Source organism: Streptomyces sp. MK7 (assembly GCF_032658145.1).
Taxonomy (GTDB): Bacteria; Actinomycetota; Actinomycetes; order Streptomycetales; family Streptomycetaceae; genus Streptomyces; species Streptomyces spiralis.
Genome location: NZ_JAVACL010000020.1, coordinates 1 through 25,895, shown reverse-complemented (window position 1 = coordinate 25,895; position 25,895 = coordinate 1). Strand labels below are relative to the sequence as shown.

Annotated in this window: 28 protein-coding genes; 9 read left to right on the top strand and 19 right to left on the bottom strand. The window is 71.2% G+C overall.

Features of this window, described 5'->3' with window-relative positions; all coding sequences use genetic code 11:
- The first annotated feature begins 6 nt into the window (after positions 1-6).
- Positions 7-234 (top strand): hypothetical protein, encoded by a 228-nt coding sequence (locus R2S09_RS21945; RefSeq protein ID WP_316742758.1) that lies wholly within the window; start codon positions 7-9, stop codon positions 232-234.
- Here the strand turns inward: R2S09_RS21945 and hemB are convergent.
- Both hemB and R2S09_RS21935 read right to left on the bottom strand, forming a co-directional pair.
- The gene (gene hemB / locus R2S09_RS21940; RefSeq protein ID WP_306190069.1) at positions 198-1,190 is read right to left on the bottom strand and encodes a porphobilinogen synthase; all 993 of its coding nucleotides are present in this window, start codon (positions 1,188-1,190) and stop codon (positions 198-200) included. The two genes, R2S09_RS21945 and hemB, sit on opposite strands and share 37 nt — an antisense overlap.
- A 5-nt stretch (positions 1,191-1,195) precedes the next feature.
- The gene (locus tag R2S09_RS21935; RefSeq protein WP_306190070.1) at positions 1,196-2,212 is read right to left on the bottom strand and encodes a YafY family protein; all 1,017 of its coding nucleotides are present in this window, start codon (positions 2,210-2,212) and stop codon (positions 1,196-1,198) included.
- A 73-nt stretch (positions 2,213-2,285) separates the two neighbouring features.
- Between R2S09_RS21935 and R2S09_RS21930 the strand changes: the two genes are divergently transcribed.
- Positions 2,286-2,675, top strand: coding sequence for a VOC family protein (locus tag R2S09_RS21930; protein WP_306190071.1), 390 nt, complete (start codon positions 2,286-2,288; stop codon positions 2,673-2,675).
- Between the two features lie 480 nt (positions 2,676-3,155).
- Here R2S09_RS21930 and R2S09_RS21925 read toward each other — a convergent pair whose 3' ends face one another.
- Positions 3,156-4,031 carry a helix-turn-helix transcriptional regulator gene (locus R2S09_RS21925; protein WP_316742755.1) on the bottom strand — a complete coding sequence of 292 codons (876 nt, stop codon included), beginning with the start codon at positions 4,029-4,031 and terminating at the stop codon, positions 3,156-3,158.
- A 198-nt stretch (positions 4,032-4,229) separates the two neighbouring features.
- On the opposite strand from R2S09_RS21925, the gene R2S09_RS21920 reads away from it, so the two are divergent.
- The gene (locus tag R2S09_RS21920; protein WP_316742754.1) at positions 4,230-4,688 is read left to right on the top strand and encodes a hypothetical protein; all 459 of its coding nucleotides are present in this window, start codon (positions 4,230-4,232) and stop codon (positions 4,686-4,688) included.
- A 132-nt stretch (positions 4,689-4,820) separates the two neighbouring features.
- A complete protein-coding gene (locus tag R2S09_RS21915) occupies positions 4,821-5,483 on the top strand; it encodes a trans-aconitate 2-methyltransferase (RefSeq protein WP_306190073.1) in 663 nt (220 codons plus the stop codon).
- Between the two features lies 1 nt (position 5,484).
- Here the strand turns inward: R2S09_RS21915 and R2S09_RS21910 are convergent, their stop codons facing one another.
- Together R2S09_RS21910 and R2S09_RS21905 are read right to left on the bottom strand one after the other, a co-directional pair.
- Positions 5,485-6,477 (bottom strand): helix-turn-helix domain-containing protein, encoded by a 993-nt coding sequence (locus tag R2S09_RS21910; RefSeq protein ID WP_316742753.1) that lies wholly within the window; start codon positions 6,475-6,477, stop codon positions 5,485-5,487.
- Positions 6,478-6,737: 260 nt separating this feature from the next.
- A complete protein-coding gene (locus R2S09_RS21905) occupies positions 6,738-7,202 on the bottom strand; it encodes an ATP-binding protein (protein ID WP_399144395.1) in 465 nt (154 codons plus the stop codon).
- 118 nt (positions 7,203-7,320) lie between these two features.
- Here R2S09_RS21905 and R2S09_RS21900 point away from each other — a divergent pair, with 118 nt between their 5' ends.
- Positions 7,321-8,151 carry a helix-turn-helix transcriptional regulator gene (locus R2S09_RS21900; RefSeq protein ID WP_316742751.1) on the top strand — a complete coding sequence of 277 codons (831 nt, stop codon included), beginning with the start codon at positions 7,321-7,323 and terminating at the stop codon, positions 8,149-8,151.
- Positions 8,148-8,330, top strand: coding sequence for a DUF397 domain-containing protein (locus R2S09_RS21895; RefSeq protein WP_306190077.1), 183 nt, complete (start codon positions 8,148-8,150; stop codon positions 8,328-8,330). Before R2S09_RS21900 ends, R2S09_RS21895 begins: the two co-directional genes overlap by 4 nt.
- A gap of 49 nt (positions 8,331-8,379) precedes the next feature.
- Here R2S09_RS21895 and R2S09_RS21890 read toward each other — a convergent pair whose 3' ends face one another.
- The 5 genes from R2S09_RS21890 to R2S09_RS21870 form a co-directional block, all read right to left on the bottom strand.
- Positions 8,380-10,089, bottom strand: coding sequence for a uroporphyrinogen-III synthase (locus R2S09_RS21890; RefSeq protein ID WP_316742750.1), 1,710 nt, complete (start codon positions 10,087-10,089; stop codon positions 8,380-8,382).
- Complete coding sequence (gene hemC / locus R2S09_RS21885) at positions 10,086-11,045, bottom strand: hydroxymethylbilane synthase (protein WP_316742748.1); 960 nt, start codon at positions 11,043-11,045, stop codon at positions 10,086-10,088. Before hemC ends, R2S09_RS21890 begins: the two co-directional genes overlap by 4 nt.
- Positions 11,042-12,823 (bottom strand): glutamyl-tRNA reductase, encoded by a 1,782-nt coding sequence (locus R2S09_RS21880; RefSeq protein WP_306190080.1) that lies wholly within the window; start codon positions 12,821-12,823, stop codon positions 11,042-11,044. Before R2S09_RS21880 ends, hemC begins: the two co-directional genes overlap by 4 nt.
- Positions 12,820-13,587 carry a redox-sensing transcriptional repressor Rex gene (locus R2S09_RS21875; RefSeq protein ID WP_306190081.1) on the bottom strand — a complete coding sequence of 256 codons (768 nt, stop codon included), beginning with the start codon at positions 13,585-13,587 and terminating at the stop codon, positions 12,820-12,822. Before R2S09_RS21875 ends, R2S09_RS21880 begins: the two co-directional genes overlap by 4 nt.
- 308 nt (positions 13,588-13,895) lie before the next feature.
- Positions 13,896-14,189, bottom strand: a complete 294-nt coding sequence (locus R2S09_RS21870; protein WP_316742745.1) for a glutaredoxin family protein — start codon at positions 14,187-14,189, stop codon at positions 13,896-13,898.
- 163 nt (positions 14,190-14,352) lie between these two features.
- Between R2S09_RS21870 and R2S09_RS21865 the strand changes: the two genes are divergently transcribed.
- From R2S09_RS21865 to R2S09_RS21855, 3 genes are all read left to right on the top strand, one after another.
- A complete protein-coding gene (locus tag R2S09_RS21865) occupies positions 14,353-15,276 on the top strand; it encodes an HAD-IB family hydrolase (protein ID WP_316742743.1) in 924 nt (307 codons plus the stop codon).
- Positions 15,277-15,675: 399 nt separating this feature from the next.
- Entirely contained in the window at positions 15,676-16,449 is a 774-nt protein-coding gene (locus R2S09_RS21860) for an ECF subfamily RNA polymerase sigma factor, BldN family (protein ID WP_030174146.1), read from the top strand.
- A 233-nt stretch (positions 16,450-16,682) separates the two neighbouring features.
- Complete coding sequence (locus tag R2S09_RS21855) at positions 16,683-17,930, top strand: DUF5667 domain-containing protein (RefSeq protein WP_316742741.1); 1,248 nt, start codon at positions 16,683-16,685, stop codon at positions 17,928-17,930.
- Between the two features lie 96 nt (positions 17,931-18,026).
- On the opposite strand, the gene R2S09_RS21850 is transcribed toward R2S09_RS21855, so the two are convergent.
- The 9 genes from R2S09_RS21850 to R2S09_RS21810 form a co-directional block, all read right to left on the bottom strand.
- Positions 18,027-19,145, bottom strand: coding sequence for a lysophospholipid acyltransferase family protein (locus tag R2S09_RS21850; RefSeq protein WP_316742739.1), 1,119 nt, complete (start codon positions 19,143-19,145; stop codon positions 18,027-18,029).
- A 14-nt stretch (positions 19,146-19,159) separates the two neighbouring features.
- The gene (locus tag R2S09_RS21845) at positions 19,160-20,221 is read right to left on the bottom strand and encodes an NAD-dependent epimerase/dehydratase family protein (RefSeq protein WP_306190099.1); all 1,062 of its coding nucleotides are present in this window, start codon (positions 20,219-20,221) and stop codon (positions 19,160-19,162) included.
- A 219-nt stretch (positions 20,222-20,440) separates the two neighbouring features.
- Positions 20,441-20,539: a 30S ribosomal protein bS22 gene (locus tag R2S09_RS21840; protein ID WP_003948845.1), complete on the bottom strand. Its 99-nt coding sequence runs from the start codon at positions 20,537-20,539 to the stop codon at positions 20,441-20,443.
- A 179-nt stretch (positions 20,540-20,718) separates the two neighbouring features.
- Positions 20,719-20,931, bottom strand: a complete 213-nt coding sequence (locus R2S09_RS21835; RefSeq protein ID WP_004984898.1) for a helix-turn-helix domain-containing protein — start codon at positions 20,929-20,931, stop codon at positions 20,719-20,721.
- 129 nt (positions 20,932-21,060) lie between these two features.
- Entirely contained in the window at positions 21,061-21,876 is an 816-nt protein-coding gene (locus R2S09_RS21830; RefSeq protein ID WP_306190089.1) for a phosphatase, read from the bottom strand.
- A 98-nt stretch (positions 21,877-21,974) separates the two neighbouring features.
- On the bottom strand, positions 21,975-23,147 hold the full coding sequence (locus tag R2S09_RS21825; protein WP_306190090.1) for an acetoin utilization protein AcuC: 1,173 nt from the start codon (positions 23,145-23,147) through the stop codon (positions 21,975-21,977).
- Entirely contained in the window at positions 23,098-24,309 is a 1,212-nt protein-coding gene (locus R2S09_RS21820; RefSeq protein WP_306190091.1) for an MFS transporter, read from the bottom strand. The genes R2S09_RS21825 and R2S09_RS21820 overlap by 50 nt, the downstream gene beginning before the upstream one ends.
- Positions 24,310-24,383: 74 nt before the next feature.
- Positions 24,384-25,121: a VC0807 family protein gene (locus R2S09_RS21815; RefSeq protein ID WP_316742736.1), complete on the bottom strand. Its 738-nt coding sequence runs from the start codon at positions 25,119-25,121 to the stop codon at positions 24,384-24,386.
- A gap of 93 nt (positions 25,122-25,214) precedes the next feature.
- A complete protein-coding gene (locus tag R2S09_RS21810) occupies positions 25,215-25,859 on the bottom strand; it encodes an HAD family phosphatase (RefSeq protein WP_306190093.1) in 645 nt (214 codons plus the stop codon).
- Between the last annotated feature and the right edge of the window lie 36 nt (positions 25,860-25,895).

Below are 25,895 nucleotides of genomic sequence, written 5' to 3'. Positions count from 1 at the left end.
GACCGCATGTTCGTACGACCTCTGACCCCAACGATGCCCGCACGCACCGTCCGTACCCGCCGGCTGGCCGCGGCCGCGGCTCTCGCCGTCCTCGCGGCCGGCAGTCTGACGGCCTGTCACGACGGCGAGGGCCTGCGCGACGAGGGCCCCTCGCACACGCTGCGGCGGCCGTGCCCCGCCGCGGCCGCCGCCCCGGCTCAGCGCAGCTTCTGCGCGACCTCGGTCGCCCAGTAGGTGAGGATGTTCCGGGCGCCGGCCCGCTTGATGCCGGTCAGGGTCTCCAGGATCGCCCGGTCCCGGTCGAGCCAGCCCTTCTCGGCGGCGGCCTCGATCATCGAGTACTCGCCGGAGATCTGGTAGGCGGCGACGGGCACGTCCACGGCGTCGGCGACCCGGGCGAGGATGTCGAGGTAGGGCCCGGCCGGCTTCACCATCACCATGTCGGCCCCCTCCTCCAGGTCGAGGGCCAGCTCGCGCAGCGACTCGCGCAGGTTCGCCGGGTCCTGCTGGTAGGTCTTGCGGTCGCCCTTCAGCGAGGAACCGACGGCCTCCCGGAAGGGCCCGTAGAAGGCGGAGGAGTACTTGACCGTGTAGGCGAGGATGGCGACGTCCTCCCGCCCGATCTGGTCCAGCGCGTCACGGACGACACCGATCTGCCCGTCCATCATCCCGCTGGGCCCGACGACATGGGCGCCGGCATCGGCCTGCACCTGGGCCATCTCGGCGTACCGCTCCAGCGTGGCGTCGTTGTCGACGCGGCCCTCGGCGTCCAGCACGCCGCAGTGCCCGTGGTCGGTGAACTCGTCCAGGCACAGGTCGGACATGACGAGCAGCTCGTCCCCGACCTCGGCCCGTACGTCGCGCAGCGCGACCTGGAGAATCCCGTCCGGATCGGTCCCGGCCGTCCCGAGGGCGTCCTTCTTGGACTCCTCCGGCACGCCGAACAGCATGATCCCGGAGACCCCGGCCGCCACCGCCTGAGCGGCCGCCTTCCTCAGGCTGTCCCGAGTGTGCTGCACGACCCCGGGCATCGCCTCGATCGGCACGGGCTCGCTCACGCCCTCCCGCACGAACGCGGGCAGGATCAGGTCCGCCGGGTGCAGCCGTGTCTCGGCGACCATGCGGCGCATCACGGGAGTGGTGCGCAGCCGACGAGGACGCGTACCGGGAAAGGATCCGTACTTCGTCATGCCCTCTACGCTACGCCCGCCGGTCCCGTGCCTTTGCCGACGCCGAGTCGGTCGCCCGCACACGCCCCGTCGTCCGCGTTGACCTCCAGCAGGTCCCGGGTACGGCGCACCAGGGCGTGGCGTACGGCGTCGGGGGCCAGGACCCGCAGGGGTACGGCCAGGCCGACGAGGTACCGGGCGAGCCCGTCCGCGTCGGGTCCGCCGACGTCGACGACCGTGGCGTCGGGGCCGTCCGGCCGGTGCGTGCCGACCGTCGCCGGGATCACTCGCAGTGCCTCGTCCATGGGCAGGGGGAGCCGGATCGTCGCGCTCAGCGGGTAGGGGCCGTTCGCCGTGGAGCGGGAGACGAGCTGCGCCGGGTCGGGCGGGTCGGCCAGGTCCACCGGCTGCCCGGTCGGCTGGAGCCGCGCGACGCGGTCGGCCCGGAACGTACGCCATTGGCCCCGTGCCACGTCCCGGGCGACGAAGTACCAGCGGCGTCCGGTGTGGACGAGACGGTAGGGGTCGACGTCCCGGACGGTGGCCCGTCCCTTCACGTCCCGGTACGACAGGCGGGCACGCTCGCCCCGGCGGCACGCGGCGGCCAGTTCCAGCAGCATGTTCGGCGTGATCTGCGGCTCGCTGGCTCTCGGGGTGTGCACGAAGGCGGCGTCCATCTCGCCCAGCCGGTCCGCGATCCGCCGCGGCAGCACCTGCCGCAGCTTCAGCAGCGCCGACAGCGCGGCCTGGTCACCGCCGAGAGCACCGCTCAGCGCCGCCTCGCGCAGCCCTACCGCCACGGCGAGGGCCTCCTCGTCGTCCAGGATCAGCGGCGGCACCCGGGAGCCGGCCCGCAGCCGGTAACCGCCCCACGGACCGGGCTCGGACTCGACGACGTAGCCGATCTCGCGGAGCCTGGCGATGTCGCGCCGCACCGTGCGCTCGGTGACCCCGATCCGCTCGGCCAGCTCGGCACAGGTCCACGACGGCCGGGCGGCGAGGACGGAGACCAGCCGAAGCAGACGGGCGGAGGCACTGATCACCTTCCGAAGTTTTCCACGGACCGGGCAGAACCAGGACCGGAACTGTCCGGGTCACCTTCTACCGTCCTCAAGCATGAGCGCTGAGAACACCGACTCCGCCCCCACGTTCCGCTACGCGGCGGTCACCTTCGACTGCCCCGACCCCGCGGAACTGGCCCGCTTCTACGGCGAGGCCCTGGGCCTGCCCGTCGCCTTCTCTACCGACGACTTCGTCTTCCTCGCCCAGGAGGGAACGCCCGGCCTGGGCTTCAACCGCCTCACCGACTACCGCCGCCCCACCTGGCCGGACCCCGCCCAGCCGATCCAGGCCCACCTCGAACTGGGCGTCGACGACCTGGAGGCCGCCGAGTCCCGCCTGCTCTCCCTGGGCGCCGCCAAGCCCGACCACCAGCCGTCCCCCGACCGCTGGCGAGTCCTCCTGGACCCCGCCGGCCACCCGTTCTGCATCACCACGCAGGTCTGACCGGCCTGGCGGTGCGCATCCACCAGCGTCCGAGCACACTTCGGCCCGGCCGGGCGCACCGCCTATTCGGCGACGACCGCACGAGCAAGCTCACGAACTCCGCTGACGCGCGGGTGCGAGCGATGGAGCTCCGTGACGATCGCCCGCATGCTCGGCCGGTCCCGGACCTCTGTGGGAGCCACTCGGAAGGCATTCAACAGCGACTGTGCCGTCTGTTCGGCCATCCCCCACTGCCACCAGGCGCGAGCCATGTCCGTGTGGAGGCGGGCCCTGCGCTCCGCAGTCGAGAACTGGTCCTGGTGGAGCCGCAGGCCAGCCTTGATCGCGGCTCCGGCGTCTCCGAGCGCCTAATGAACCCCTACTTGGTAAAGGGACACGGATGCGGGGGTGATCCCGAAGAGGCGACCGGACGGCGCGGCAGCCGGCAGGTCACGTGAGGCCCGCGCCGCTTCGCGGATCATCGACTGCGCCTGATCGCGATCATTCGCGCAGGCTGCTGTGTACGACGTCGTACACAGCAGCCTGCGCGTATGCCGCCGCCTGGGCCTCGGTCTTCAGCCCGGTGGCTTCGACTCTGGACGCGGCGTTGAGGACGAGCCGCTGTGCCGTGCCCGCTTGGTCCTGGTGACGCAGGACGATGCTCAGCTCACGAGCCGCCGCGGCCGAGGCCAGCGGGGAACCGGACAAGTCCGCGTAGAGACTCGCGCGGTCCGCGGTGAGTCGTGCCTGGTCGTAACGCCCGATCTTCACCAGAACCTGCGCCGCCAGCGAGTAACAGGCGGACAGACGCGCATAGTCAATCTCAGCGCGGTCCCGGATGCGGTCATGCGCCGTGGAAAGAAGGTCCGGCAGCGCTTTCAGAAGACCGGAGTACTCACCGGTGTCGAAGAGCGCACGTGCACGGGCCAGACGCACGTCGATGGGCATGGGCGAGCCGGAAGGCGCAGGCATCTCCGCCAGGGCCGATTCCACGCCGAGCAGAACAGACGCGGGGACGGCCAGCCCTGCCGCTGCGAGCAGAGTGCGGCGTCGCATCGGGTCCTCCTCGGTGTGATGTGGACCATTCGGCGCAACTTTAGTGGCTTGCAGGCCCACGAGACCGAGTGCCGCTCCCAGGACATCCGACGGCACGCCGACCTCGTACGCGGCTCGCTGTAACAGCCGGAGATCGCTGACGCGGCCGGGCCTCTCCAGCCGCGAGACGGTGGACGCCGAGCAACCAAGTCGGCGGCCGAGGTCGGCCTGACGCCAGCCGCGACACATCCTGCCCAGCCTGATCAGACCTCCCGGATCACACCGCGCCACGAGCGAGCGGACCCTGGACGAGTTCCACAGCGGATCAGTGGTGCGCTGCATCACGCCTCCCCCACGGCAGGAGCAGGACCGTCTGTCCACGGTAGGGGTTGCAGACCGGCACGCCTACAGGACGTGCATTTCCTGCACACCGTCTGCGGGGTCTGCCCGTTGACGATGGCGCCGGCTGGTGGCGTGGTGCCGTGGTGGTGCGGCCCGCCGGCAGTGAGCGGGCACACGGCGCACGGGAGGAGACCCACTGTGGCAACAGCCCTTGAGAGCATCCCGGAGACGGTTCCCGCGAGGCGGGACCCCAGGGACTACGTCAAGCCGGAGGTCTGGGATCGGGAGATCCAGCTTCTGATGCGCGACCACCCGTTCGACGAGGTCATGGCCGAGCGACTGTTCGGCGCGGCCGTGTCGTACTTGATCACGGCGATGGAGAAGTGGGGACAGGGGCTGGAAATGTGCTGCGGCCGAGTGGTCGACATCGCCGTCCACGTCTTCATCCTGGACACGAAGAACTACCGTGAGTTCTGCGTCCAACACTTCGACGGCCGGTTCCTGGAGCACATCCCGGAGATCGAGTTCAAGTACGACGGCTCGGTGGAGCGTACGGCTCACATCATCGCCGAGAACGGCTTCCCCGTGGACTGGAAGCTGTGGGAGCGCGACTTCGCCAAGTGCGGTCCGTGCAGGCCGGGTGAGAACTGCCACTGATCGGTCACGCCGTACGGGTCCGGGTCCCCGCTGTGGGTACCCGGGCCCGTTCGTGTCTCCATGGCGTGTCGCAGGGGATGTCACGGCTACGGTGCCACACCGGCACCGATCCCCGTCCTCTCGAGGAAACACATGCCCAACACGCCACACACCCCGGTCGCCTTCTGGGATCGTTACAAACCGGACCGCGCTGGCCCGACACCGGCTCCTGAGGTACTCGCCTTCGAGTGGACGCAGTACGAGGGCCACGGTCCCGGAGTCGAGCTACTGGGACGGCCGCGCACAGCTCTGGAGTTGGGCGCGGCTGAGGGCCGGGAAGCATCCTGGCTGGCCCGCCGGGGAGTGCGCGTCACCGCACTGGACCTCTCCCCCGTTCAGGTCGAGCGTGCTCGCAGGTGGTGGAAGGACGTTCCCGGCCTTACCTTCGTGGAGGGAGAGGCCTGCTCCTACCTACGCGATACCGAGGACGCGTACGACGCGGTGTTCTCGATCTGGGGAGCCGTGTGGTTCACCGAGCCCGACGAGCTGTTCCCACTCGTCGCCAAGCGGCTGAGCCCAGGCGGCGTGTTCGCGTTCTCCCACGGCGAGACCCCTCACCATCTACGCGGCCGACAACCCATGTACGGCAAGGGCCCCGCAGGCAGGGAGACGACGGTCGACCGCTGGTGCCATCCACCTGAGGCATGGGCCGAACTCGCACACCGGCACGGCTTCACGGATGTACGGGCGGAATGCCTTCCCGCCCCTGGTGAACAGGGGCCGGGGACCATCGTCGTCCGCGCCCGGGTCCCTTGATTCAGGCCGCGCGCGCCACCTCGTTCGTGTCCCTGGAAGCGGTTCGGCAGTCGCGGCAACGGCCGCCGGGGCGTGGGGCGCGGAAGGCGCGCTCGCAGCCGTCGCAGGTCTGGAACGGATCGGGCCGGGGGGCCGTCGTCCCGCCCTGCGTCGCGACCACCGGTGAAGGCGTGGGACGGGCGGGCAGCGGTACGGGCAGCAGCTCAGCGAGACGGTAGGCGATGAGCTTCGCCGGGTTCCTCAGCTCGGCGGGAAGCCCGCCGGTCAGGGCGTGGTGGATGACGGCCGCTGTCGCCCCGCTGTCGAACCAGGCGGTGACGGCCGGCGCGAGCCGGTCCACGTCGCGGCGGGAGAGGATGAGGCGGTTGTCGGTGCCGCGCAGGCCCGCGAGGAGGGCCGCGGCTCTGTCGTACTCCTGCTCACCAGGGCCGCGCCTCTTCGGCGTTGTCGACGCCGTTGCGGGCACAGGTTCGGGTTCGGGTTCGGGCGACTGCCGCCGAGGGGTTTGATCGTCCTCCTCGGGCGCTGCCTGGGCATCCGCGTCTGCCACGGGCTGACGGTCGCGGGCGCGGGTCGGCGCCGGGCGCCCGGCCACGCGAAGGGGCGCGGGAGAAGCGGCGGCTGAGGCCGGGGCGGGAGTGTGGTGGACGTACGTCCTCGTCACCAGGCGACCCGCCTCCGTGTGCTCGCGGACCCGCTCCAGGTAGCCGTGTGCCTCCAGCTCGCGCAGCGCGGACGCGATCCGCTCCCGGCCCTCGGGGAAGCGCTCGGCGAGGCTGCGGATGTCGACCGGGGTGCCCTCGGGCACCGACAGGATATGGGTCGCGAGTCCGATGGCGGTCAGCGACAGCTCGCGGTGCTGGGCGAGGTGGTTGCCGACGACGACGTACTGACCGGACTGGTACGTGCGTACGTGGGTGACACCGAAGTGGGTGGCGGATCGCCGAAGACCCTGAATCGGGCGCAGGGCGGCGTTAGGCTTCATCTCAGCCATGGGGAAGGCCTCTTCTTCCTCGATGGTCAGGCCCTCGCACTGGGATTGCCGTCCCGGCGGGGGCCGATGCATGTGTGGGCTTGTGGAGGCGGTGACGTGCCTCGGGGCGAGACTGCACGTCCGAACCGCATATGCGCCAGCCACACCGGCCTGTTTCACCCGGCCGAGTGACCTCTGCGAGGTTTGGTTGGGTTGGTTGGTTATTTCCCTGGGTTCTTTGGTCTTTTACCGCCCGAAGCTCCGGGTCCCGCCCCACCGGATCACACGCTTCCCGGCTCCGGTGCGAAGTCCGACGGCCGCCCGGCCGGGTCGAGTTCGGCCCACACCGTCTTGCACGGTGCCGGGCCGGTTCGTACGCCCCAGCGATCCGCCAACTCCTCGACCAGCAGCAGACCGTAGCCGGACTCGGCCGGTTCGGTGGTGGCCTGCCGGGACGGTAGTACGTCACCGCGCGTGTCGGTGACCTCGATCCGCAGAACGCCCTCGACCGTCACCTCGAGAGCGAGCCGGTAGCTCCGGCCGGGAACCCTGCCGTGCAGCGCGGCGTCCGCCGTCAGTTCGGCGACGATCAGCCGAGCGGGATCCAACGGCAGCTCCCAGGAGCGCAGTTGCTCGGTCGCGAGCAGCCGGCCGAGGCGGGCACCGCGCCGGGTCGCGGAGAGGGGGACGCAGAACTGACGCGCCGGGATCTGGAGGGTGGAGATTTGCTCGTTCACGTCACTCAGCGTGTCCGCGCGTGCTTAGCCTGTGAAGAACGGCAGCCCGTGCGGAGGAGGGCTGTCCGCGTGGTGTCCGGATACGTCCGGGCCGTACGGGGTGACTGGCGACGGGAGGGCGGCGGACTTGAGCGACTGGGACGCGGGGCTGGAGGACGACGAGGCCGGGGCCGTGATGCGGACGGTCTCCCGGCAACTGAAGCTGTGGCGGGAGGCCGCCGGTCTCACCCAGGCCGAGTTCGGGGCGGCGATCGGTTACGGGGAGGAGCTGGTCTCCTCGGTGGAGCGAGGGCGGCGGATTCCCCGGCCGGAGTACCTGGACAACGCGGATGAGGTGTTGGGCGCAGGCGGCCGGATCGCGGCGATGAAGGGGGATCTGGCGGAGGTCCGGTATCCGAAGAGGGTGCGGGACCTGAAGAGGCTGGAGGCGGATGCGGTCGAGCTGTGTGCGTACAACAACTCCGTGATCCATGGGCTGTTGCAGACGGAGGAGTACGTGCGCGCGTCGATGGCCACCCGGCGGCCGCCGTTCACGGAAGAGGAATTGGAACAGCAGGTGGCCGCCCGCCTGGCACGCCAAAAGATCCTCACTGAAGCACCATTGCGGGTCTTCAGCTTCGTCCAATGCGAGTCGACGCTGCGGCGCCCTGTCGGTGGCAGGATGGTCATGCGGAGGCAGCTCGAACACCTGCTGGACGCCGGGCGGTTCAGGAACATCGACTTGCAGGTCCTGCCCTTGGACCGGGAGGACAACGCCGGTCTGGCAGGTTCGTTCAGGCTGCTGCGGCTACGGGATGGCAGCACTGTCGGACACAACGAGGTCCAACTCGTCAGCCGCATGATCACCGAGCCGAAAGAGGTTCAGGTGCTGGACATCCGCTATGGGATCATCCGCGCACAGGCTCTCACCCCTCGGGAGTCACTGGCCTTCATCGAGAAAGTGCTTGGAGAGACATGAAGCTGGAGTGGATAAAGAGCAGCTACAGCACGCCTGACGGCCCCGACTGCGTAGAGGTGGCCACCCCCGACGAGACGCACGTCCTCGTCCGCGACTCCAAGAACCCCACCGGCCCCCGCCTCGCCCTCACCCCCACCGCCTGGGCGACCTTCCTGCCGTACGCCGCCACCGAGCGCTGAAAGGCGGTTGGAGCGCCCCGCAAGGGTGCTCCAACCGCCTCGACTCGCCTCAGGTCGTCGAGCGACGCCTCCGCGCCCCCGGGCGGCGTTCGCTCGGGCGGGTCACCGGGTCGCCGGCCTCCAGGGCCGCGGCCCGGCGCTTCGCGCCGAACTCCGCCAGGGCCTCGGCCAGCTTGTGCACCGACGGCTCCGGGGCCATGACGTCGACCCGCAGGCCGTGCTCCTCCGCCGTCTTCGCCGTCGCCGGGCCGATGCAGGCGATCACCGTCACGTTGTGCGGCTTGCCCGCGATGCCGACCAGGTTGCGGACCGTGGAGGACGAGGTGAACAGGACCGCGTCGAAGCCGCCGCCCTTGATCGCCTCGCGGGTCTCCGCCGGGGGCGGCGAGGCGCGCACGGTCCGGTAGGCCGTGACGTCGTCGACCTCCCAGCCCAGCTCGATCAGGCCCGCCACCAGCGTCTCGGTGGCGATGTCGGCGCGCGGGAGGAAGACCCTGTCGATCGGGTCGAACACCGGGTCGTAGGGCGGCCAGTCCTCCAGGAGGCCGGCCGCCGACTGCTCGCCGCTCGGCACCAGGTCGGGCTTCACGCCGAAGGCGATCAGGGCCTTGGCCGTCTGGTCGCCCACCGCCGCGACCTTGATGCCCGCGAAGGCGCGGGCGTCCAGGCCGTACTCCTCGAACTTCTCGCGGACCGCCTTGACCGCGTTGACCGACGTGAACGCGATCCACTCGTAGCGGCCGGTGACCAGGCCCTTGACCGCGCGCTCCATCTGCTGGGGCGTGCGCGGCGGCTCCACGGCGATCGTGGGCACCTCGTGCGGCACGGCGCCGTAGGAGCGCAGCTGGTCGGAGAGCGACGCGGCCTGCTCCTTGGTGCGCGGCACGAGCACCTTCCAGCCGAACAGCGGCTTGGACTCGAACCAGGAGAGCTGGTCGCGCTGCGCGGCGGCGCCGCGCTCACCGACCACCGCTATCACCGGCCGGCCGCCGTCCGGGGACGGCAGGACCTTGGCCTGCTTCAGGGTCTGCGCGACCGTGCCGAGGGTGGCGCTCCAGGTGCGCTGACGGGTGGTCGTACCGGCGACGGTCACCGTCATCGGGGTGTCCGGCTTGCGGCCGGCCGACACCAGCTCGCCGGCCGCCGCGGCCACCGAGTCCAGCGTCGTGGACACCACGACCGTGCCGTCCGAGGCGCCGACCTCCGTCCAGCAGCGGTCGGAGGCGGTGCGGGCGTCGACGAACCGTACGTCGGTGCCCTCGGCGTCGCGCAGCGGCACACCGGCGTACGCGGGCACGCCGACGGCGGTCGCGATGCCGGGGACGACCTCGAAGGGCACCCCGGCCGCGGCGCAGGCGAGCATTTCGGCGGCGGCGTCCGTATCAAGTCCCGGGTCCCCGGACACCGCACGGACGACCCGCCTGCCGCCCCGCGCAGCCTCCATGACAAGATGTGCGGCATCCCGCACCGCGGGGGCTCCGACGGTTGTTGACGTGCTGTCAACAACCGTGAGCTGGGGTGTGCCCGTGCCCGGAACGGGGTCCGACGAGGGATCCGCGTCCGTGTGCACGACGGCGACGCCCTGGCGGGCGTGCGTGCGTACGACGTCGAGCACCTCGTGCTCGGCGACGAGGACGTCCGCGTTCGCCAGCGCCTCGACGGCGCGCAATGTCAGCAGTCCCGGATCTCCGGGTCCGGCACCGAGGAAGGTGACGTGCCCGTGCTCCGGACCGGCGGCAGGAAGGGTGGTGGGGCTCAATGTGCTCGCTCCCCCATCAGACCGGCCGCGCCCTGGGCGAGCATCTCGGTGGCGAGTTCGCGACCGAACGCCATCGCATCGTCGTGCGTCTGGGGCACGGGACCGGTGGTGGACAGCTGCACCAGCGTGGAGCCGTCGGTCGTACCGACGACGCCGCGCAGGCGCATTTCCTTGACAATCTGCCCGTCGGCCAGCAGGTCGGCCAAGGCGCCCACAGGGGCGCTGCAACCGGCCTCCAGGGCGGCGAGCAGTGACCGCTCGGCCGTCACGGCGGCCCGCGTGAACGGGTCGTCGAGCTGGGCGAGCGCGGCGAGGAGTTCCGCGTTGCCCGCGGTGCACTCGATCGCCAGGGCCCCCTGGCCGGGGGCGGGCAGAACCGTGTCGACCGACAGGAAGTCGGTCACTTCGTCGCTGCGGCCGATCCGGTTCAGTCCGGCCGCGGCCAGCACGACCGCCTCCAGCTCGCCGCCGCGGACGTATCCGATACGCGTGTCGACGTTGCCCCGGATCGGGACCGTCTCGATGTCCAGGCCGTGGGCGCGGGCGTACGCGTTCAGCTGGGCCATGCGGCGCGGCGCGCCGGTGCCTATCCGCGCCCCGCGGGGCAGGTCGGTGAACTTCAGCGCGTCCCGGGCGACGACCACGTCACGCGGGTCCTCGCGCTCGGGTATCGCGGCCAGGACGAGGTCGTCGGGCTGCGTGGTGGGCAGGTCCTTGAGCGAATGAACCGCGAAGTCCACCTCGCCCCGCAGCAGCGCCTCGCGCAGCGCCGCGACGAACACGCCCGTGCCGCCGATCTGCGCCAGGTGCTCGCGGGAGACGTCGCCGTAGGTGGTGATCTCGACGAGCTCGACGGGCCGTCCGGTCACCTGGCTCACGGCGTCCGCCACCTGCCCGGACTGGGCCATGGCGAGCTTGCTTCGCCTGGTCCCCAGCTTCAGTGCCTTGGTACTCATGCCGGCCCTCGGTTCTTGCCGTTCTTCTCGGAGTCTTCGTCGGCCCGGGAGACGGAGGCCACCGTCTCCGGGTCGAGGTCGAACAGGGTGCGCAGCGCGTCCGCGTACCCGGCGCCGCCGGGCTCGGCCGCGAGCTGCTTGACCCGGACGGTCGGCGCGTGCAGCAGCTTGTCGACGACGCGCCGCACGGTCTGGGCGATCTCCGCCCGGTGCTTGCCGTCCAGGCCGGGCAGCCGCCCTTCCAGGCGGGCGATCTCGCTGGCCACGACGTCGGCGGCCATGGTGCGCAGGGCGACGACGGTGGGCGTGATGTGCGCCGCCCGCTGGGCCGCCGCGAAGTCCGCGACCTCGCCGGCGACGATACGGCGGACCTGGTCGACGTCGGCCGCCATGGGCGCGTCCGCGGAGGCCTCCGCGAGGGACTCGATGTCCACCAGGCGCACCCCGGCCAGCCGGTGCACGGCCGCGTCGACGTCCCGCGGCATGGCCAGGTCCAGCAGGAACAGCACCGGCTCGGGGCGCGGCGCCACGGCGACCGGTTCGGGCCTGCGCAGCTCGGGGACGCGGCCGACGGTGGCGACGGTCGCGGCGAGCGCGGTGATCAGCTCGGCGTCGGCCTCGACGGCCCGGTCGGCGTGCTCCCGGCGGTCCACGGTGCCGTTGTCCACCCAGGTGCCGTGCTGCTCCAGGGTGGCCGCGTCGATGCCGGCGACGGCGGACTCGCCCAGCAGGGAGAAACCGGGCTCCACGGAGGCCAGGTCGAGCGGGCAGCCCTCCTCGGCGCCGAGGGTGGCGGGCGGCAGCGGGGTCTCGCGTACGTCCGTCTTCACGGCCGTACGGCGCTCCCCGGCGTCCTCGGCCGGGCTCTCGCCGTCCAGGCTCTCGCCGTCGAGTTCCGCGGCGGGTGCGCCCGTGCGGCCCTCGACCGCGGCGGCGATCGACTCCGCGGTCAGGACCAGTCCGGTCGCGCCGGTGCAGGAGACGGCGACGTCGGCACGTGTCAGCTCGGCCGGCACCGCGTTCATCGGTACCGCGCGGGCCAGCACGTCCGTGTCGTCGCCCTCGGTGAGACCTTGTCCGTATTGCTCTTCGAGCAGGAGCGCCAGGCGCTCGGCGCGCTCCTGGGTGCGGTTGGCGATCACGATCTCGGCGACCCCGGCGCGCGCCAGCGTGGCGGCGGCCAGCGACGACATCGAGCCGGCGCCGATGACCAGGGCCTTCTTGCCGCGGGCCCAGTCGGTGACGGCCGTGCCCGCGGACAGCTGCTCCAGGCCGAAGGTGACCAGGGACTGTCCGGCACGGTCGATCCCGGTCTCGGAGTGGGCGCGCTTGCCCACCCTGAGGGCCTGCTGGAACAGGTCGTTCAGCAGCCGCCCGGCGGTGTGCAGCTCCTGCGCACGGCCCAGGGAGTCCTTTATCTGGCCGAGGATCTGGCCCTCGCCGACGACCATGGAGTCCAGCCCGCAGGCCACCGAGAACAGGTGGTGGACGGCCCGGTCCTCGTAGTGGACGTAGAGGTAGGGGGTGAGCTCCTCCAGGCCGACGCCGCCGTGCTGGGCGAGCAGGGTGGACAGCTCGGCCACACCGGCGTGGAACTTGTCCACGTCGGCGTACAGCTCGATGCGGTTGCAGGTGGCCAGGAGCGCGGCCTCGGTGGCGGGCTCCGCGGCGACGGTGTCCTGCAACAGCTTGACCTGGGCGTCCGTGTTCAGCGAAGCCCGCTCCAGCACGCTGACCGGGGCGCTGCGGTGACTCAGTCCGACGACGAGAAGACTCATGCCGGCATCACGGCGGGGACGTCCCCGTCGGGCCCCTGGTCGGCGGACGCCTTGCGGGCGGCGGCAGCGGCGCCGGGCAGTGGGGTGTCGGCGGCGGACTCCTCGCCGGCCTTGCGCTGCTCGTGGAAGGCGAGGATCTGCAGCTCGATGGAGAGGTCGACCTTGCGCACGTCCACGCCGTCCGGGACGTTCAGCACGGTCGGCGCGAAGTTCAGGATGGAGGTCACCCCGGCGGCGACGAGCCGGTCGCAGACCTGCTGGGCGGCGCCCGCGGGGGTCGCGATCACGCCGATCGACACACCGTTGTCCTGGATGATCTTCTCCAGGTCGTCGGTGTGCTGGACCGGGATGCCGGCGACGGGCTTTCCGGCCATCGCGGGGTCGGCGTCGATGAGGGCGGCGACCCGGAAGCCACGGGAGGCGAAGCCGCCGTAGTTGGCGAGCGCGGCGCCGAGGTTACCGATACCGACGATCACAACCGGCCAGTCCTGGGTGAGCCCCAGTTCACGGGAGATCTGGTACACGAGATACTCGACGTCGTAGCCGACGCCCCTGGTCCCGTAGGAACCGAGGTAGGAGAAGTCCTTGCGCAGCTTCGCGGAGTTGACACCCGCCGCGGCCGCGAGCTCCTCGGAGGAGACCGTGGGTACCGAGCGCTCCGACAGCGCGGTCAGGGCTCGGAGGTACAGCGGAAGCCTGGCGACGGTGGCCTCGGGAATCCCTCGGCTACGGGTCGCCGGTCGGTGAGTTCGGCCAGTTGCCACGGTGCTCCTGCGGGTAGAGCGGGGCTGTGGGCGGTCATACGTCCCCAGACCGCCCCGTCGACAGCAGGCTATGTCTTTGTGAACGCGTGCACAAAGATTGTGTCCGATTTGCCCGGCCAACGTGACCGGGGTCACGCGCCCCCGGCGCACGCGCGGGGAACCGGCGCACTCACACCCGCGTTCCTTCTTTGTCGGGGGCAAAACCGCACACGCTCCTCTACGATCCCCACCCCCGAGACCAGGTCGCCGTCGATCCTAAGCGACTTCCGGCCAGTTTGTACTCGTCGGTCAGTTCCCGGACCGGGCCGTCACACGGACCCGCCGGTCAGCGCCTTGCGCAACCTCTCCTCGTTCACACGCCAGAAGGTGTGCTGATCCCCGTCGATCAGCACGACGGGGATCTGCTCCCAGTACTGGTCGTACAGCCGCGCGTCCTCGCTGATGTCCTTCTGCTCCCACGGCACGCCGAGATCGGCGCAGACCTTCTCGACGACGGCCTGCGCGTCGTCGCACAGATGACAGCCGGGCTTGCGGACGAGCGTGACGAGCCGGTCCCCGGGGGCGGGGGGCTTACGGCGGAAGAGGGGACTCATGTCGGCCATTGTCGCCCCTCCCCCGGCACGTCCCCACCGCTTCCCACGACCGCTTTCACCAGTTCCCGCGGGCCCGGTCCCACGATCCCTTTAACGACACGGACGCGCAGAGTTCACAGCCCGCGAACCTCATGGCTCCGGAACCACCGAACAGACTGGCTATGCTCACGCCATGGCCGCTCTCGCATGGCTCACCCCCCGTAGGCGCTCCGCCACCGCGCGGAGCGTGTTGGCAGGCGAGGCCTCGGCGGAGGCCGCGCGCAAGTCCTCGCAGGAGGCGGAGGTCGTAGCGCCCCCGCAGGAGGCGGAGTTCCCGGTGCACGGGGACGAACGCGCCGCGGCCTTCTTCGACCTGGACAACACCGTCATGCAGGGCGCGGCGCTGTTCCACTTCGGCCGGGGCCTGTACAAGCGGAAGTTCTTCGAGACCCGCGACCTCGCCCGGTTCGCCTGGCAGCAGGCGTGGTTCCGGCTGGCCGGCGTCGAGGACCCCGAGCACATGCAGGACGCCCGCGACTCGGCGCTGTCCATCGTGAAGGGGCACCGGGTCGCCGAGCTGAAGTCCATCGGCGAGGAGATCTACGACGAGTACATGGCCGAGCGGATCTGGCCGGGCACCCGGGCGCTGGCCCAGGCCCACCTGGACGCCGGCCAGAAGGTCTGGCTGGTCACCGCCGCGCCGGTGGAGATCGCCCAGGTCATCGCCCGCCGCCTCGGCCTGACCGGCGCACTGGGCACGGTGGCCGAGTCGGTCGACGGCGTCTACACCGGACGCCTGGTCGGCGAACCGCTGCACGGCCCGGCCAAGGCCGAGGCGGTGCGCGCCCTGGCGACGGCGGAGGGCCTGGACCTGTCCCGCTGCGCCGCCTACAGCGACTCCCACAACGACATTCCCATGCTGTCGCTGGTCGGCCACCCCTACGCCATCAACCCCGACGCCAAACTCCGCCGCCACGCCCGCGAGATGGACTGGCGCCTGCGCGACTACCGCACCGGCCGCAAGGCCGCCAAGGTCGGCATCCCCGCCGCCGCGGGCGTCGGCGCAGTGGCCGGCGGCACCGCGGCCGCCATCGCCCTCCACCGTCGCCGCCGGTAGCGGTTGCACAGAGAGTAACCAGAGCCACCCGAGACGGAACCCGAAGCCCCCGGAGGGCCCCGCAATGCTCACGCATGTGCGACGCACCCGGATTCCGATCAAACGACCGAACATACCCGTGCACCGCTCTGGCCATTCCCCTTGGCGGTACACCGCCACAACACGCCCCCGACCGACACCGAACCCGGACCAGACCGGTCAACAAACGGTCATTCTGCGGCACTTGATAGGGCGTCAATCGGTTACGGAAGCGACGTAATCGATGATTTGAGCAACTCGGTGTAGCAGTGCCTGCACGAAGCGTTATTCTCCTCAGACGCAAACCGGTACCCCTCCGTCGCCACGACGGGTGAACGGTTCCGCACTGCACGTGATGGAAGCTCTGCCTCTGGGAGTCCCGTGTACCCACACGTCGGGGTTGACGCCTCGGGCCTGGCTACGCTCCGCGCAACGGTCCTCGACCTGCTGCGCGGCCTCGTCCCCACCGCGTACGCCGGCCCCGCATTCGCCACCGCCGCCCCCGTAGGCCCGTGCTACGCGCTGGCCGAGGGCGGCGCCGCCGCCGTGGGCAGACGCGGGCGCCCGTCCGCCGGGGCGACCGCCCGCCGCCCGGCCGCGGACAGCGACAGCGCCCGGATGATGGACCTCGTCGAGCGCGCCCAGGCCGGCGAGGCCGAGGCCTTCGGCCGCCTCTACGACCAGTACAGCGACACCGTGTACCGGTACATCTACTACCGCGTGGGCGGCAAGGCCACCGCCGAGGACCTCACCAGCGAGACGTTCCTGCGCGCCCTGCGCCGCATCGGCACCTTCACCTGGCAGGGCCGTGACTTCGGCGCCTGGCTGGTCACCATCGCCCGCAACCTCGTCGCCGACCACTTCAAGTCCAGCCGCTTCCGCCTGGAGGTCACCACCGGCGAGATGCTCGACGCCAACGAGGTCGAGCGCTCCCCCGAGGACTCCGTCCTGGAGTCCCTGTCCAACGCCGCCCTCCTCGACGCCGTACGACGACTCAACCCCCAGCAGCAGGAATGCGTCACGCTCCGTTTCCTCCAGGGCCTCTCCGTCGCGGAGACCGCCCGCGTGATGGGCAAGAACGAGGGCGCCATCAAGACCCTTCAGTACCGGGCCGTGCGCACCCTCGCCCGGCTCCTGCCGGACGACGCCCGCTGACCGGCCCACGCTCGGCGACACCCAACTCACGCTCCGTCACGGCACGTTGACTTACCGATCGGATGCTCCGGAGTCCGTAACCGAAGTGCCGAGCCGCTCGTTGTGCGTGATACAGGCTCCCTGTGGTCACGCCTTGGCCCACGCTGATCACTCGTTCGGGTGGTGTGGACGTGGGCGGGCAACCCCCAGGACCCCGGGGGAGTCGACCGTCATGACGAGAGGAGGTGCCGCCAGTGATCGCGAACGTATCGGCGCACCGGCGGGCGAACGCCTTCGCCCAGGCCCTGGAGGAGCTGTCCGACCGGGGCACGGCGGCCGAGCAGTCCGAAGGACCGGCTCCCGCCCCGGCAGCCGCGGAACAGACCGAGCAGGGCCGCCTGTTGGCTCTCGCCGACGGTCTGGGCGCGCTGTCCCGGCCGGAGCTGGACCCCGAGGTCAAGGTCGTCCAGCGGGCCCAACTGGTGGCCGCGATGGAGGCCATGATGCAGGAGGGCACCGCGGCGGGCGAGGCGAGTGACCTGTCAGTGCCCGGCCAGAGATCTCATCGGGGCAAAGGCGCCCATCGGGCGAGCGGCCTGGGGAAACTGCGGCCGCGCACGCGGCTGACCAAGGGCCTGGCGGCCGGCGGACTCAGCGTGGGTGTGGCCGCCGGAGCCTTCGGCGGTGTGGCCGCCGCCAGCTCCGACGCCCTCCCCGGTGACTCGCTGTACGGCCTGAAGCGCGGCATCGAGGACTTCAAGCTCAACTACCTGACCGACGGCGCCGACGAGCAGGGCCAGGCCTACCTCGACCTGGCCTCGACCCGCTTGAACGAGGCCCGCCGGCTCCTCGACCGCGGCCGCGGCGGCCACCTCGACCACGAGTCCCTCGGCGAGATCCGCCGCACCCTGAGCGGGATGCAGCACGACGCGTCCGAAGGCCACCGCCTGCTGCACGAGGCGTACGAGCGCGACCCCGACCACCTCGGCCCCATCCAGGCCCTCTCCACGTTCTCCAAGGCCCACCGCGAGACCTGGGGCGCCCTGCGCGAGAAGCTGCCGGTGCAGCTCGGCGACGTCAGTGACCAGGTGTCGTCGGTGTTCGACGCCATAGACCAAGAGGTCGCCCCGCTCCAGTCACTGCTCCCCCAGCCCCCCGCCTCCGGAGACGGCGACGGCGACGGCGCGCAGCACGGAAGCGGTGCTCGGGCCTCCTCCGAGCCGCCCGGCTCCCACCGGTCCGCCGGGCCCGGCACCGGCACCCCCTCGGGCGGCCACCAGTCCCACAGCGGCAGCCCCAGCACCTCGGCCGGTTCCGGCGGCGAGAGCAGCGAGGGCCTGCTCGGCGGCACCACCGGCGGCCTGCTCGACCCGCCGAAGGCCAGCGGCAGCGCCTCACCCTCCGAGAGCAAGCCGCCCGCCGGCGGTCCGGACGTGACCATCCCGCCTCTGCTCCCGGGCCTCCTCCCCGGCCTCGGCATCGACAGCGAGGACGCGAAGTAGGCGTACGGCGAAGGCGTACGCCACAGGTGAAGACCGGTCCACGACGACGGGGCGCCCTCAGCACGAGGGCGCCCCGTCGTCGTGGCACCGCGGAACTCAGAAGAACACCGACCTGCGCTGCACCAGCAGCTTGTACAGCGTGTGCTGGATCTGCTCACGGACCTGGTCGGTCAGGTTGAACATCAGCATCGGATCCTCCGCCGCCTCCGGCGGATACCCGTCTGTCCGGATCGGCTCGCCGAACTGGATCGTCCACTTCGTCGGCAGCGGGATCGCCCCCAGCGGGCCCAGCCACGGGAACGTCGGCGTCAGCGGGAAGTACGGGAAGCCGAGCAGACGGGCCAGGGTCTTGGCGTTGCCGATCATCGGGTAGATCTCCTCCGCCCCGACGACCGAGCAGGGAATGATCGGCGCGCCCTGCCGCAGCGCCGTGGAGACGAAACCGCCACGGCCGAACCGCTGGAGCTTGTAGCGCTCGCTGAAAGGTTTCCCGATGCCCTTGAACCCCTCCGGCATCACCCCGACCAGCTCGCCCTGCCCCAGCAGCCGTTCGGCGTCCTCCGTGCAGGCGAGCGTGTGGCCCAGCTTGCGGGCGAGCTCGTTGACCACCGGCAGCACGAAGACCAGGTCGGCGGCGAGCAGCCGCAGATGCCGCCCGGCCGGATGGTGGTCGTGAACGGCGACCTGCATCATCAGCCCGTCCAGCGGCAGCGTCCCGGAGTGGTTGGCGACGATCAGCGCGCCGCCCTCCTTCGGGATGTTCTCGATGCCCTTCACATCGACCCGGAAGTACTTCTCGTACACCGGCCGCAGCAGGGACATCAGCACCTGGTCGGTGAGCTCGGCGTCGTAACCGAAGTCGTCGACGTCGTACTCCCCGGTCAGGCGCCGGCGCAGGAACGACAGGCCGCTCGCGACACGCCGCTCCAGGCCGCCGCGTACGCCCTCGCCCTCCCCGGGCTCGCGCGCCGGCGGCGACGGCAGCGACGAGCGCGACGGCCCCGTCTGAAGCGCCGGCCGGTCCTGCGGACCCTCGCCGGACCGGGGACCGCCCTCCGGTGCGGCCGCCCTGGCCGGCAGCGGCTGCACCTCCCGGACGACCGCGGGCTCGGCGCCAGAGCGCCGGCTCCCCGCGCTCCGGCGCCGCGACGGCCGTGCTCCGCCGCCCCCGCGGGACCGGTCGTCGTCGAACGGAATGACCTTGGCGTCCGCCATCGTTGCTGCGCTCCTCAGTTGGCGCTCTGCGTCGGGGGGTGGCCGCTGCCCCGGAGGGACAGCGCGGCGATCCGGTCGACGGCCCCCGCAAGGGCCTCCGGCGGCAGCAGTCCGGGGCCGCGGCTGCGGACGAAGTCCGCGAACGTCTCCGCGGTCGTGTACTTGGGTGTGAAGCCCAGCGTCTCGCGCATCTGATCGGTGGCCACGACCCGGCCGTGGGTGAGCAGCCGGATCTGTTCCGGTGAGAAGTCCGTCATACCCAGCGTACGCACCAACGAGCCCGCCCACGTGACGGCGGGCAGCAGCAGCGGCACCGTGGGACGGCCCAGCCGCCGCGAGCACTGCGAGAGCAGCAGCACACCGTCACCGGCGATGTTGAAGGTGCCGCTGTTCAGCGTGCCCCGGCGCGCCTCGTGCGAGGCGATCCGCAGCACCTCGATCACGTCGTCCTCGTGCACGAACTGCAGCCGCGGGTCGTAGCCGAACACCGTCGGCAGCACCGGCAGCGCGAAGTAGGAGGCCAGCGGGGTGTCCACGGTCGGCCCGAGGATGTTGGCGAACCTGAACACGCACACGGCCACGTCCGGCCGCCGCCGCGCGAAGCCGCGGACGTATCCCTCGACCTCGACCGCGTCCTTGGCGAAGCCACCGCTGGGCAGGGACTTGGCCGGAGTCGTCTCGGTGAACACCGCCGGGTCACGGGAGGCGGAGCCGTAGACGTTGGTGCTGGACTTCACCACCAGCCGCTTGACGCTCGGCGACTTCTGGCAGGCGCCGAGCAGCTGCATGGTGCCGATGACGTTGGTCTCCTTGACCGTCGCCCGGCTGCCGCCGCCCAGCGCGGTGCCGGTGACGTCCATGTGGACGACCGTGTCGGCGCCGGTCTCGGCGAGAACCCGCGCGATGGTGGGCTGACGGATGTCCGCCTGGACGAAGTCGGCGCCGCCCAGATGGTGCTCCGGCGGGACCGCGTCCACGGCGACGACCCGGTCCACCTGCGCATCTCGCTGGATCCGCCGCACGAACCGGCCCGCGAGCCGGCGGGCCACTCCGGTCACCAGCACGACCTGTCCCACGATCAGCGCCTTCCTGTCGCACACCGCGTTCCCCGTGTACGCCAACCTATCGGGTCGGTGTTGCGCTGTGATGACCGCCGGCTGCACGAAGTGACGAAAATGCCCCCACCAGGTGAGGAACGCGTGCGGCCCCCCACCCGGTGAGGTGGGGGGCCGCGGTCACGCTCTCGCGATGCCGCGCACTGGATCATTCACTGGATCACGGCGCGACGGACGTCACTACTTCTTGTTGCGACGCTGGACGCGCGTGCGCTTCAGCAGCTTGCGGTGCTTCTTCTTGGCCATCCGCTTGCGCCGCTTCTTGATAACAGAGCCCACGACTACCCTCGCTCACTTCTCATCACTCGGTGTTTGGGCGCCATGGGCCCACACGACCTACGAGGGGTCAGCCTACCCGCAGGAGCGCCGCTCTTGTTAATCGAGGTGTCCGGAGGGACCCGGAGGTGCCCTGTACTGCCGATACGGATCCCTCCGGGCAATCTTCTGGTCGCTCGCCGTCAGGCGGTTTCCACCCCCACATAGCTCTCACGGAGGTACTCGTGAACCGCCTGCTCCGGGACGCGGAAGGACCGCCCGACCCGGATCGCGGGCAGATGACCGCTGTGCACCAGCCGGTACACGGTCATCTTCGACACTCGCATCACCGAGGCGACCTCCGCCACGGTAAGGAACTGAACCTCGTTCAGAGGCCTCTCGCCAGCTGCAGCCATGACACACCTGCACCTTCCGCACTCGACGGCCACCGGCTTCCCCTTCCGGTGACTCTTCGTCGCTGCGTGCTCACTCCCCAGACTAGGGGCGGGTGATGCAAGTGGGGAAGAGGTGCACCCATCGGCGGCCTACTGCGACAGACACGCTCGATCGAGCACGTAGCGGGCGAGCGGGCGGTAGTAGGCGGCCCGCACCCCGTCATCAAGCGGAACGACGACGGACACGCGCCCCTCCGCCTGCCCCACGAACAACGCGGGGTCGTCCGTATCGGCCAGCCCCATGGCCTCGAACCCCAGCTGACCTGCTCCGCAGACCCAGCCGTGGTCCCCGATCACCAGCTCGGGCAGCGGGCCGCCGGCGTCCGCGGCCGCCTCCAGCGCCAGCCGAACCGGGAGCGGCGAGTGCGAGTGTGCGCCGGGCTCACAACCGGGGCGTTCGCTCCCGGCCGGCCGCACCAGCCCGACGCCTCGTACGTAGGCGAGGCGGAACGTGCGTAGACCGAACCGGGTCGTTATGTCGACACAGCGACCCTGCGCCGGGGTGAGGACGGTACATCCCGCCGCCGACAACGCGTCCGCCAGCGCGGCGTAGAAGCCGAGCAGCCGATGCGGGTGCCCGGTGCCCAGGAGCACGCACGCGCCGCGTCGGGCGACCGCCCCGAGCCGGTCCGCGAAGGCCCCCAGGGCGACGAGCGTCAGCTCCGGGTCGATCACGTCACGGCCGACGGTGTGCCGCGGATCGGCCGAGACCCCGCACCTTCGCGCCATCAGCTCGATCAGATCCCGGTGCCCCCACGCCCGTTCGGGATCGATTCCGATCAGCGTCCGGGGGTCCCGGGCCGCGAACAGCCGATAGCTGCGCAGGCTGGCCTCCCGGGTGGTGGCCACGACCCCGGCCAGTCCGGCACCCACCAGATGGGCACGCAGTGCGGCGGTGTTCAACACGAGTGCGATGGTGGCGGAGGGAGAGCGGGGGCGTACCGGGAACCACGGAACACCCCACGGTCGGCCTAACACAGAGATGACGGCAGGGACTCGACCGCCTACGCCAGCAACCCGCGCAACGGGAACACCGCACGCCGAGTCGCCAGGATCGCCTGGTCCAGCCGGTCCGCCGGGTCGTACCCCGCCTCCCAGTCCGCCCAGGACACCGGCCACCGCCCGTCCGTCATCCGCATCGGCCCCAACTGCCGGGTCCGCGCGTACGCTTCCTGCCGCCAGCTCTCCGGGATCACCGTCTCCGGCTCCACCGGCCGCCCCGCCGCGATCCCCACCAGATGCGCCCACGAGCGCGGTACGACCTCCACCACCGCGTACCCGCCCCCGCCCAGCGCGACCCACCGCCCGTCCGCGTACTCGTGCGCCAGGTCGTGGCAGGCCAGCTGCACCGCCCGCTGCGCGTCCAGCGACACCGCCAGGTGCGCCAGCGGGTCCTCGAAGTGCGTGTCGGCGCCGTGCTGCGTCACCAGCACCTGCGGCCGGAAGTCGGCGAGCAGCTCCGGCACCACGGCGTGGAACGCCCGCAGCCAGCCCCGGTCCCCCGTCCCCGCCGGCAGCGCGACGTTCACGGCCGACCCCTCCGCCCGCTCGGCGCCCGTCTCCTCCGGCCAGCCCGTCTGCGGGAACAGCGTCCGGGGATGCTCGTGCAGCGAGACCGTCAGCACCCGGGGGTCCTCCCAGAACGCCGCCTGCACGCCGTCCCCGTGGTGCACGTCGACATCGACGTACGCGACCCTCTCGGCCCCCAGTTCGAGCAGCCGCGCGATCGCCAGCGCCGCGTCGTTGTAGACGCAGAACCCCGAGGCCGAGCCCGGCATCGCGTGGTGCAGCCCGCCCGCGAAGTTCACCGCGTGCGACGCGTCCCCGTGCCAGACCGCCTCCGCCGCCCCCACCGACTGCCCGGCGATCAGCGCGGACACCTCGTGCATCCCGGCGAAGGCCGGATCGTCCAGCGTCCCCAGCCCGTACGACCCGTCCGCCGACGCCGGATCCACCGACGCGGCCTTCACCGCCTCGATGTAGTCCTCCCGGTGGACCAGCCGCAGCGTCGACTCCCCGGCCGGCTTGGCCGCCACCACCTGCGTCTCCCGGTCGAGCCCGAGGGCGCCGACCAGTGTCCGGGTCAGGGCCAGGCGGACCGGATCCATCGGATGGTCCCGCCCGAAGTCATACCCCGTTACTGCCTCGTCCCACATCAGCTGTGCGCGGCCGCTCATGCCCGCCACCGTATCGGTCCGGTTGAGCCTCGAACGACCTGGCGTACACCAACGTCACCAGCACCAACACCATCGGCACCAGCATCGCCCCGCGATAGCTCCACGCGTCGCCCAGCGCCCCCACCAACGGCGAACCGATCAGAAAGCCGACGTAATTGAAGATGTTGAGCCGCGCGACGGCCGCATCCGAAGCCCCCGGGAACAACCGTCCCGCCGCCGCGAACGTCTGCGGCACCAGCACGCACAGCCCCAGGCCCAGCAGCGTGAACCCGAGCATCCCGGCCCACGCCCCGGGCGCCGAGGCCACCACCGCGAACCCGCCGGCCGCCACCAGCGTCCCGAGCCGTACGACCGTCACGGCCCCGAACCGCCGCACCCCGAAGTCCCCGATGGCCCGCCCCAGCAGCGTGGTCACCATGTACACGTTGTACGGCACCGTCGCCAGCTGCTCCGAGCTGCCCAGCACGTCCTTCAGATACTTCGCGCTCCAGTTGGAGACGGTCGAGTCCCCGATGTACGCGAAGGTCATCACCAGGCACAGCGGCAGCAGCAGCCTGAAGACGACACCCCCGCCCTTGGTGCCCGGCTCCTCCGGGGGCGCCGGATCCCCGTCCACGTACCAGCGGCTCCCCACGAGCGTCGCCGGCAGCAGCACCGCCACCACCGGCAGATACGACACCCACAGCGCCAGATGCCAGTGCGCCCCGACCCAGGCCAGCGAGGCCCCCAGGATCCCGCCCAGGCTGTACACGGCATGGAAGCTGAGCATGATGCTGCGCCCGTACGACCGCTGGAGGCTCACCCCGAGCATGTTCATGGAGGCGTCCAGCACGCCCACGGCCAGCCCGAACGCCGCGAGGGCGGCGGCCATCCCGGCGAGGCGGTCCCCCGCCCCCACCCCGAGCAGGGCCAGCAGGACCACCGGCTGGGACCAGCGCAGCAACCGGCTGGGCCGCACCCGCCTCACCAGCTGCTCGGTGGTCACGCTGCCGACTCCGGCGAGGATCGGCACGGCCGCCAGGAAGACCGGCAGCAGGGCGTCGGAGACGCCGTAACGGTCCTGGATGGCGGGAATGCGCGTCACGAGAAGGGCGAAGGTGACGCCCTGGGCGAAGAAGCCGAACGCCAACGAGGCCCTACCGCGCCGCAGCACTTCTGTCATGGCGGCGAGCGTAGGGCCCCGGGCTACCGGTGGGTAGATCCGGTCAAAGATGAATTCTGCTCAGCTTCGCCGGGTCACTCGGCGGCGGCACCGGCCACCGTGAGGGCGGAAGCGGAGGGCGGGGTCACAGTCGCGCGGTCGGTGGCGGTGGATGCGGTGGCGGTGGACGCGGTGCGACCGGTCTCCGCGAGGAGCATCCGCGCCATCGGCCCGGCGGCGAGCGCCCCGCTCACGAGGAACCCGATCACCATCGCGGCCATCATGATCACGTTCCCGAGCCACACCATGGTGTCCACGGGCAGCGTGTAGGCCCCCACGACGCGCACCACGCACTCACCGAGCAGCACCACGCCCCACACCAGCGAGAACACCTTCTCGGCGCGCCGGAACTCCGCCGAGCCGCCCACCAGCCGCGCCCACGCGGCCTCGCGCTCCGCGTCCCCCTTCAGCAGCCAGGGCTTCATGCCCTCGGTCATCATCGGCCTGCCCAGTGCCACCGACACCAGGATCCCGATGCCGATCGCGCTGCTCACCCCGCTGTCCTTGGCGAGCATCAGCCGCGGGTCGCCGGCTACGAGGCTGAGCAGCAACCCGACCACGTTGACGAAGAGAATGAGCGCGGCGACCGCGTTGACCCTGCGCTCCCTGACCGCGCTCCACCCGGTCCGCAGGGCGGGCACCACACTGCTCCACCCCAGGGCCGCGAGCGTGCTCATCCCGAACGCGTCCTTGAGCAGGTAGTACCCACCGACCGGCACCGCCACGTCCACCAGCAGAGGGCCGAGCTTCGCGCGCTTCGTGTTCGTCGTCATGTCCTCAGCTTCGCGGCTGAGAGGGGTCCTCCAGTAGAAACGATCGTCCGGAGGTCCGCATGACAAATGTCAGCCCCGAGCCGATGGCCCCGGTCATATCAGCAGGTCAGCCAACTCGCCCATGGCGGAGAAGAGTTGTGTGGCCGCGGCGAGCCTGGTCGCGGGCGTCATCCCGGTGAACCCGAACACGTCCATCCCGGCCACCACGGCCGCCTCCACGCCGAGCGGGGAGTCCTCGACGACCAGACACCGCTCGGGCTCTACGCCCATCCGTCCGGCCGCGTACAGGAAGAGGTCGGGCGCCGGCTTGCCGCGTCCCACGTCCTGCGAGCTGAAGATGCGCTCCTCCTCGAACCACCGGTCGAGTCCGGTCGTCCGGTGCCCCACCCGGATCCGCTCATGACTGCCCGACGACGCCACGCAGTACGGCACCCCGTCCGCCGCCAGCTTTTCCAGCACCCCGGTGACACCGGCGACCGGCTTCAACTCCCGCTCGAACGCGGCGAAGACGCGGGCGTGAAAGACGTCGTCGAAGTCGTCCGGCAGCCGCCTGCCCGTCCGCTCCAGGACGAGGTCGTGCACCCGGTGCATGGCCGACCCCATGTAGTCGCGGATGGAGTCCTCGTAGGAGGTGGGGTGCCCCAGCTCGGTCAGGTAGGCGGCGAGCAGCCGGTTGGAAATCGGCTCGCTGTCGACGAGGACGCCGTCGTTGTCGAAGATGACGAGGTCATAGCGCATGCAGTCGAGCATAAACGCAGAAAGGCCCACGCCATC

Coding starts and splice junctions, on each gene's coding strand:
- R2S09_RS21810 (WP_306190093.1), bottom strand. CDS start 25,859: ATGCGCTATGACCTCGTCATCTTCGACAACGACGGCGTCCTCGTCGAC.
- R2S09_RS21850 (WP_316742739.1), bottom strand. CDS start 19,145: ATGGCGGACGCCAAGGTCATTCCGTTCGACGACGACCGGTCCCGCGGG.
- R2S09_RS21910 (WP_316742753.1), bottom strand. CDS start 6,477: ATGGCTGAGATGAAGCCTAACGCCGCCCTGCGCCCGATTCAGGGTCTT.
- R2S09_RS21880 (WP_306190080.1), bottom strand. CDS start 12,823: ATGAGTCTTCTCGTCGTCGGACTGAGTCACCGCAGCGCCCCGGTCAGC.
- R2S09_RS21870 (WP_316742745.1), bottom strand. CDS start 14,189: ATGGCCGACATGAGTCCCCTCTTCCGCCGTAAGCCCCCCGCCCCCGGG.
- hemB (WP_306190069.1), bottom strand. CDS start 1,190: ATGACGAAGTACGGATCCTTTCCCGGTACGCGTCCTCGTCGGCTGCGC.
- R2S09_RS21915 (WP_306190073.1), top strand. CDS start 4,821: ATGCCCAACACGCCACACACCCCGGTCGCCTTCTGGGATCGTTACAAA.
- R2S09_RS21815 (WP_316742736.1), bottom strand. CDS start 25,121: ATGACGACGAACACGAAGCGCGCGAAGCTCGGCCCTCTGCTGGTGGAC.
- R2S09_RS21835 (WP_004984898.1), bottom strand. CDS start 20,931: ATGGCTGCAGCTGGCGAGAGGCCTCTGAACGAGGTTCAGTTCCTTACC.
- hemC (WP_316742748.1), bottom strand. CDS start 11,045: ATGAGTACCAAGGCACTGAAGCTGGGGACCAGGCGAAGCAAGCTCGCC.
- R2S09_RS21865 (WP_316742743.1), top strand. CDS start 14,353: ATGGCCGCTCTCGCATGGCTCACCCCCCGTAGGCGCTCCGCCACCGCG.
- R2S09_RS21820 (WP_306190091.1), bottom strand. CDS start 24,309: ATGACAGAAGTGCTGCGGCGCGGTAGGGCCTCGTTGGCGTTCGGCTTC.
- R2S09_RS21945 (WP_316742758.1), top strand. CDS start 7: ATGTTCGTACGACCTCTGACCCCAACGATGCCCGCACGCACCGTCCGT.
- R2S09_RS21925 (WP_316742755.1), bottom strand. CDS start 4,031: ATGCAGCGCACCACTGATCCGCTGTGGAACTCGTCCAGGGTCCGCTCG.
- R2S09_RS21825 (WP_306190090.1), bottom strand. CDS start 23,147: ATGAGCGGCCGCGCACAGCTGATGTGGGACGAGGCAGTAACGGGGTAT.
- R2S09_RS21895 (WP_306190077.1), top strand. CDS start 8,148: ATGAAGCTGGAGTGGATAAAGAGCAGCTACAGCACGCCTGACGGCCCC.
- R2S09_RS21930 (WP_306190071.1), top strand. CDS start 2,286: ATGAGCGCTGAGAACACCGACTCCGCCCCCACGTTCCGCTACGCGGCG.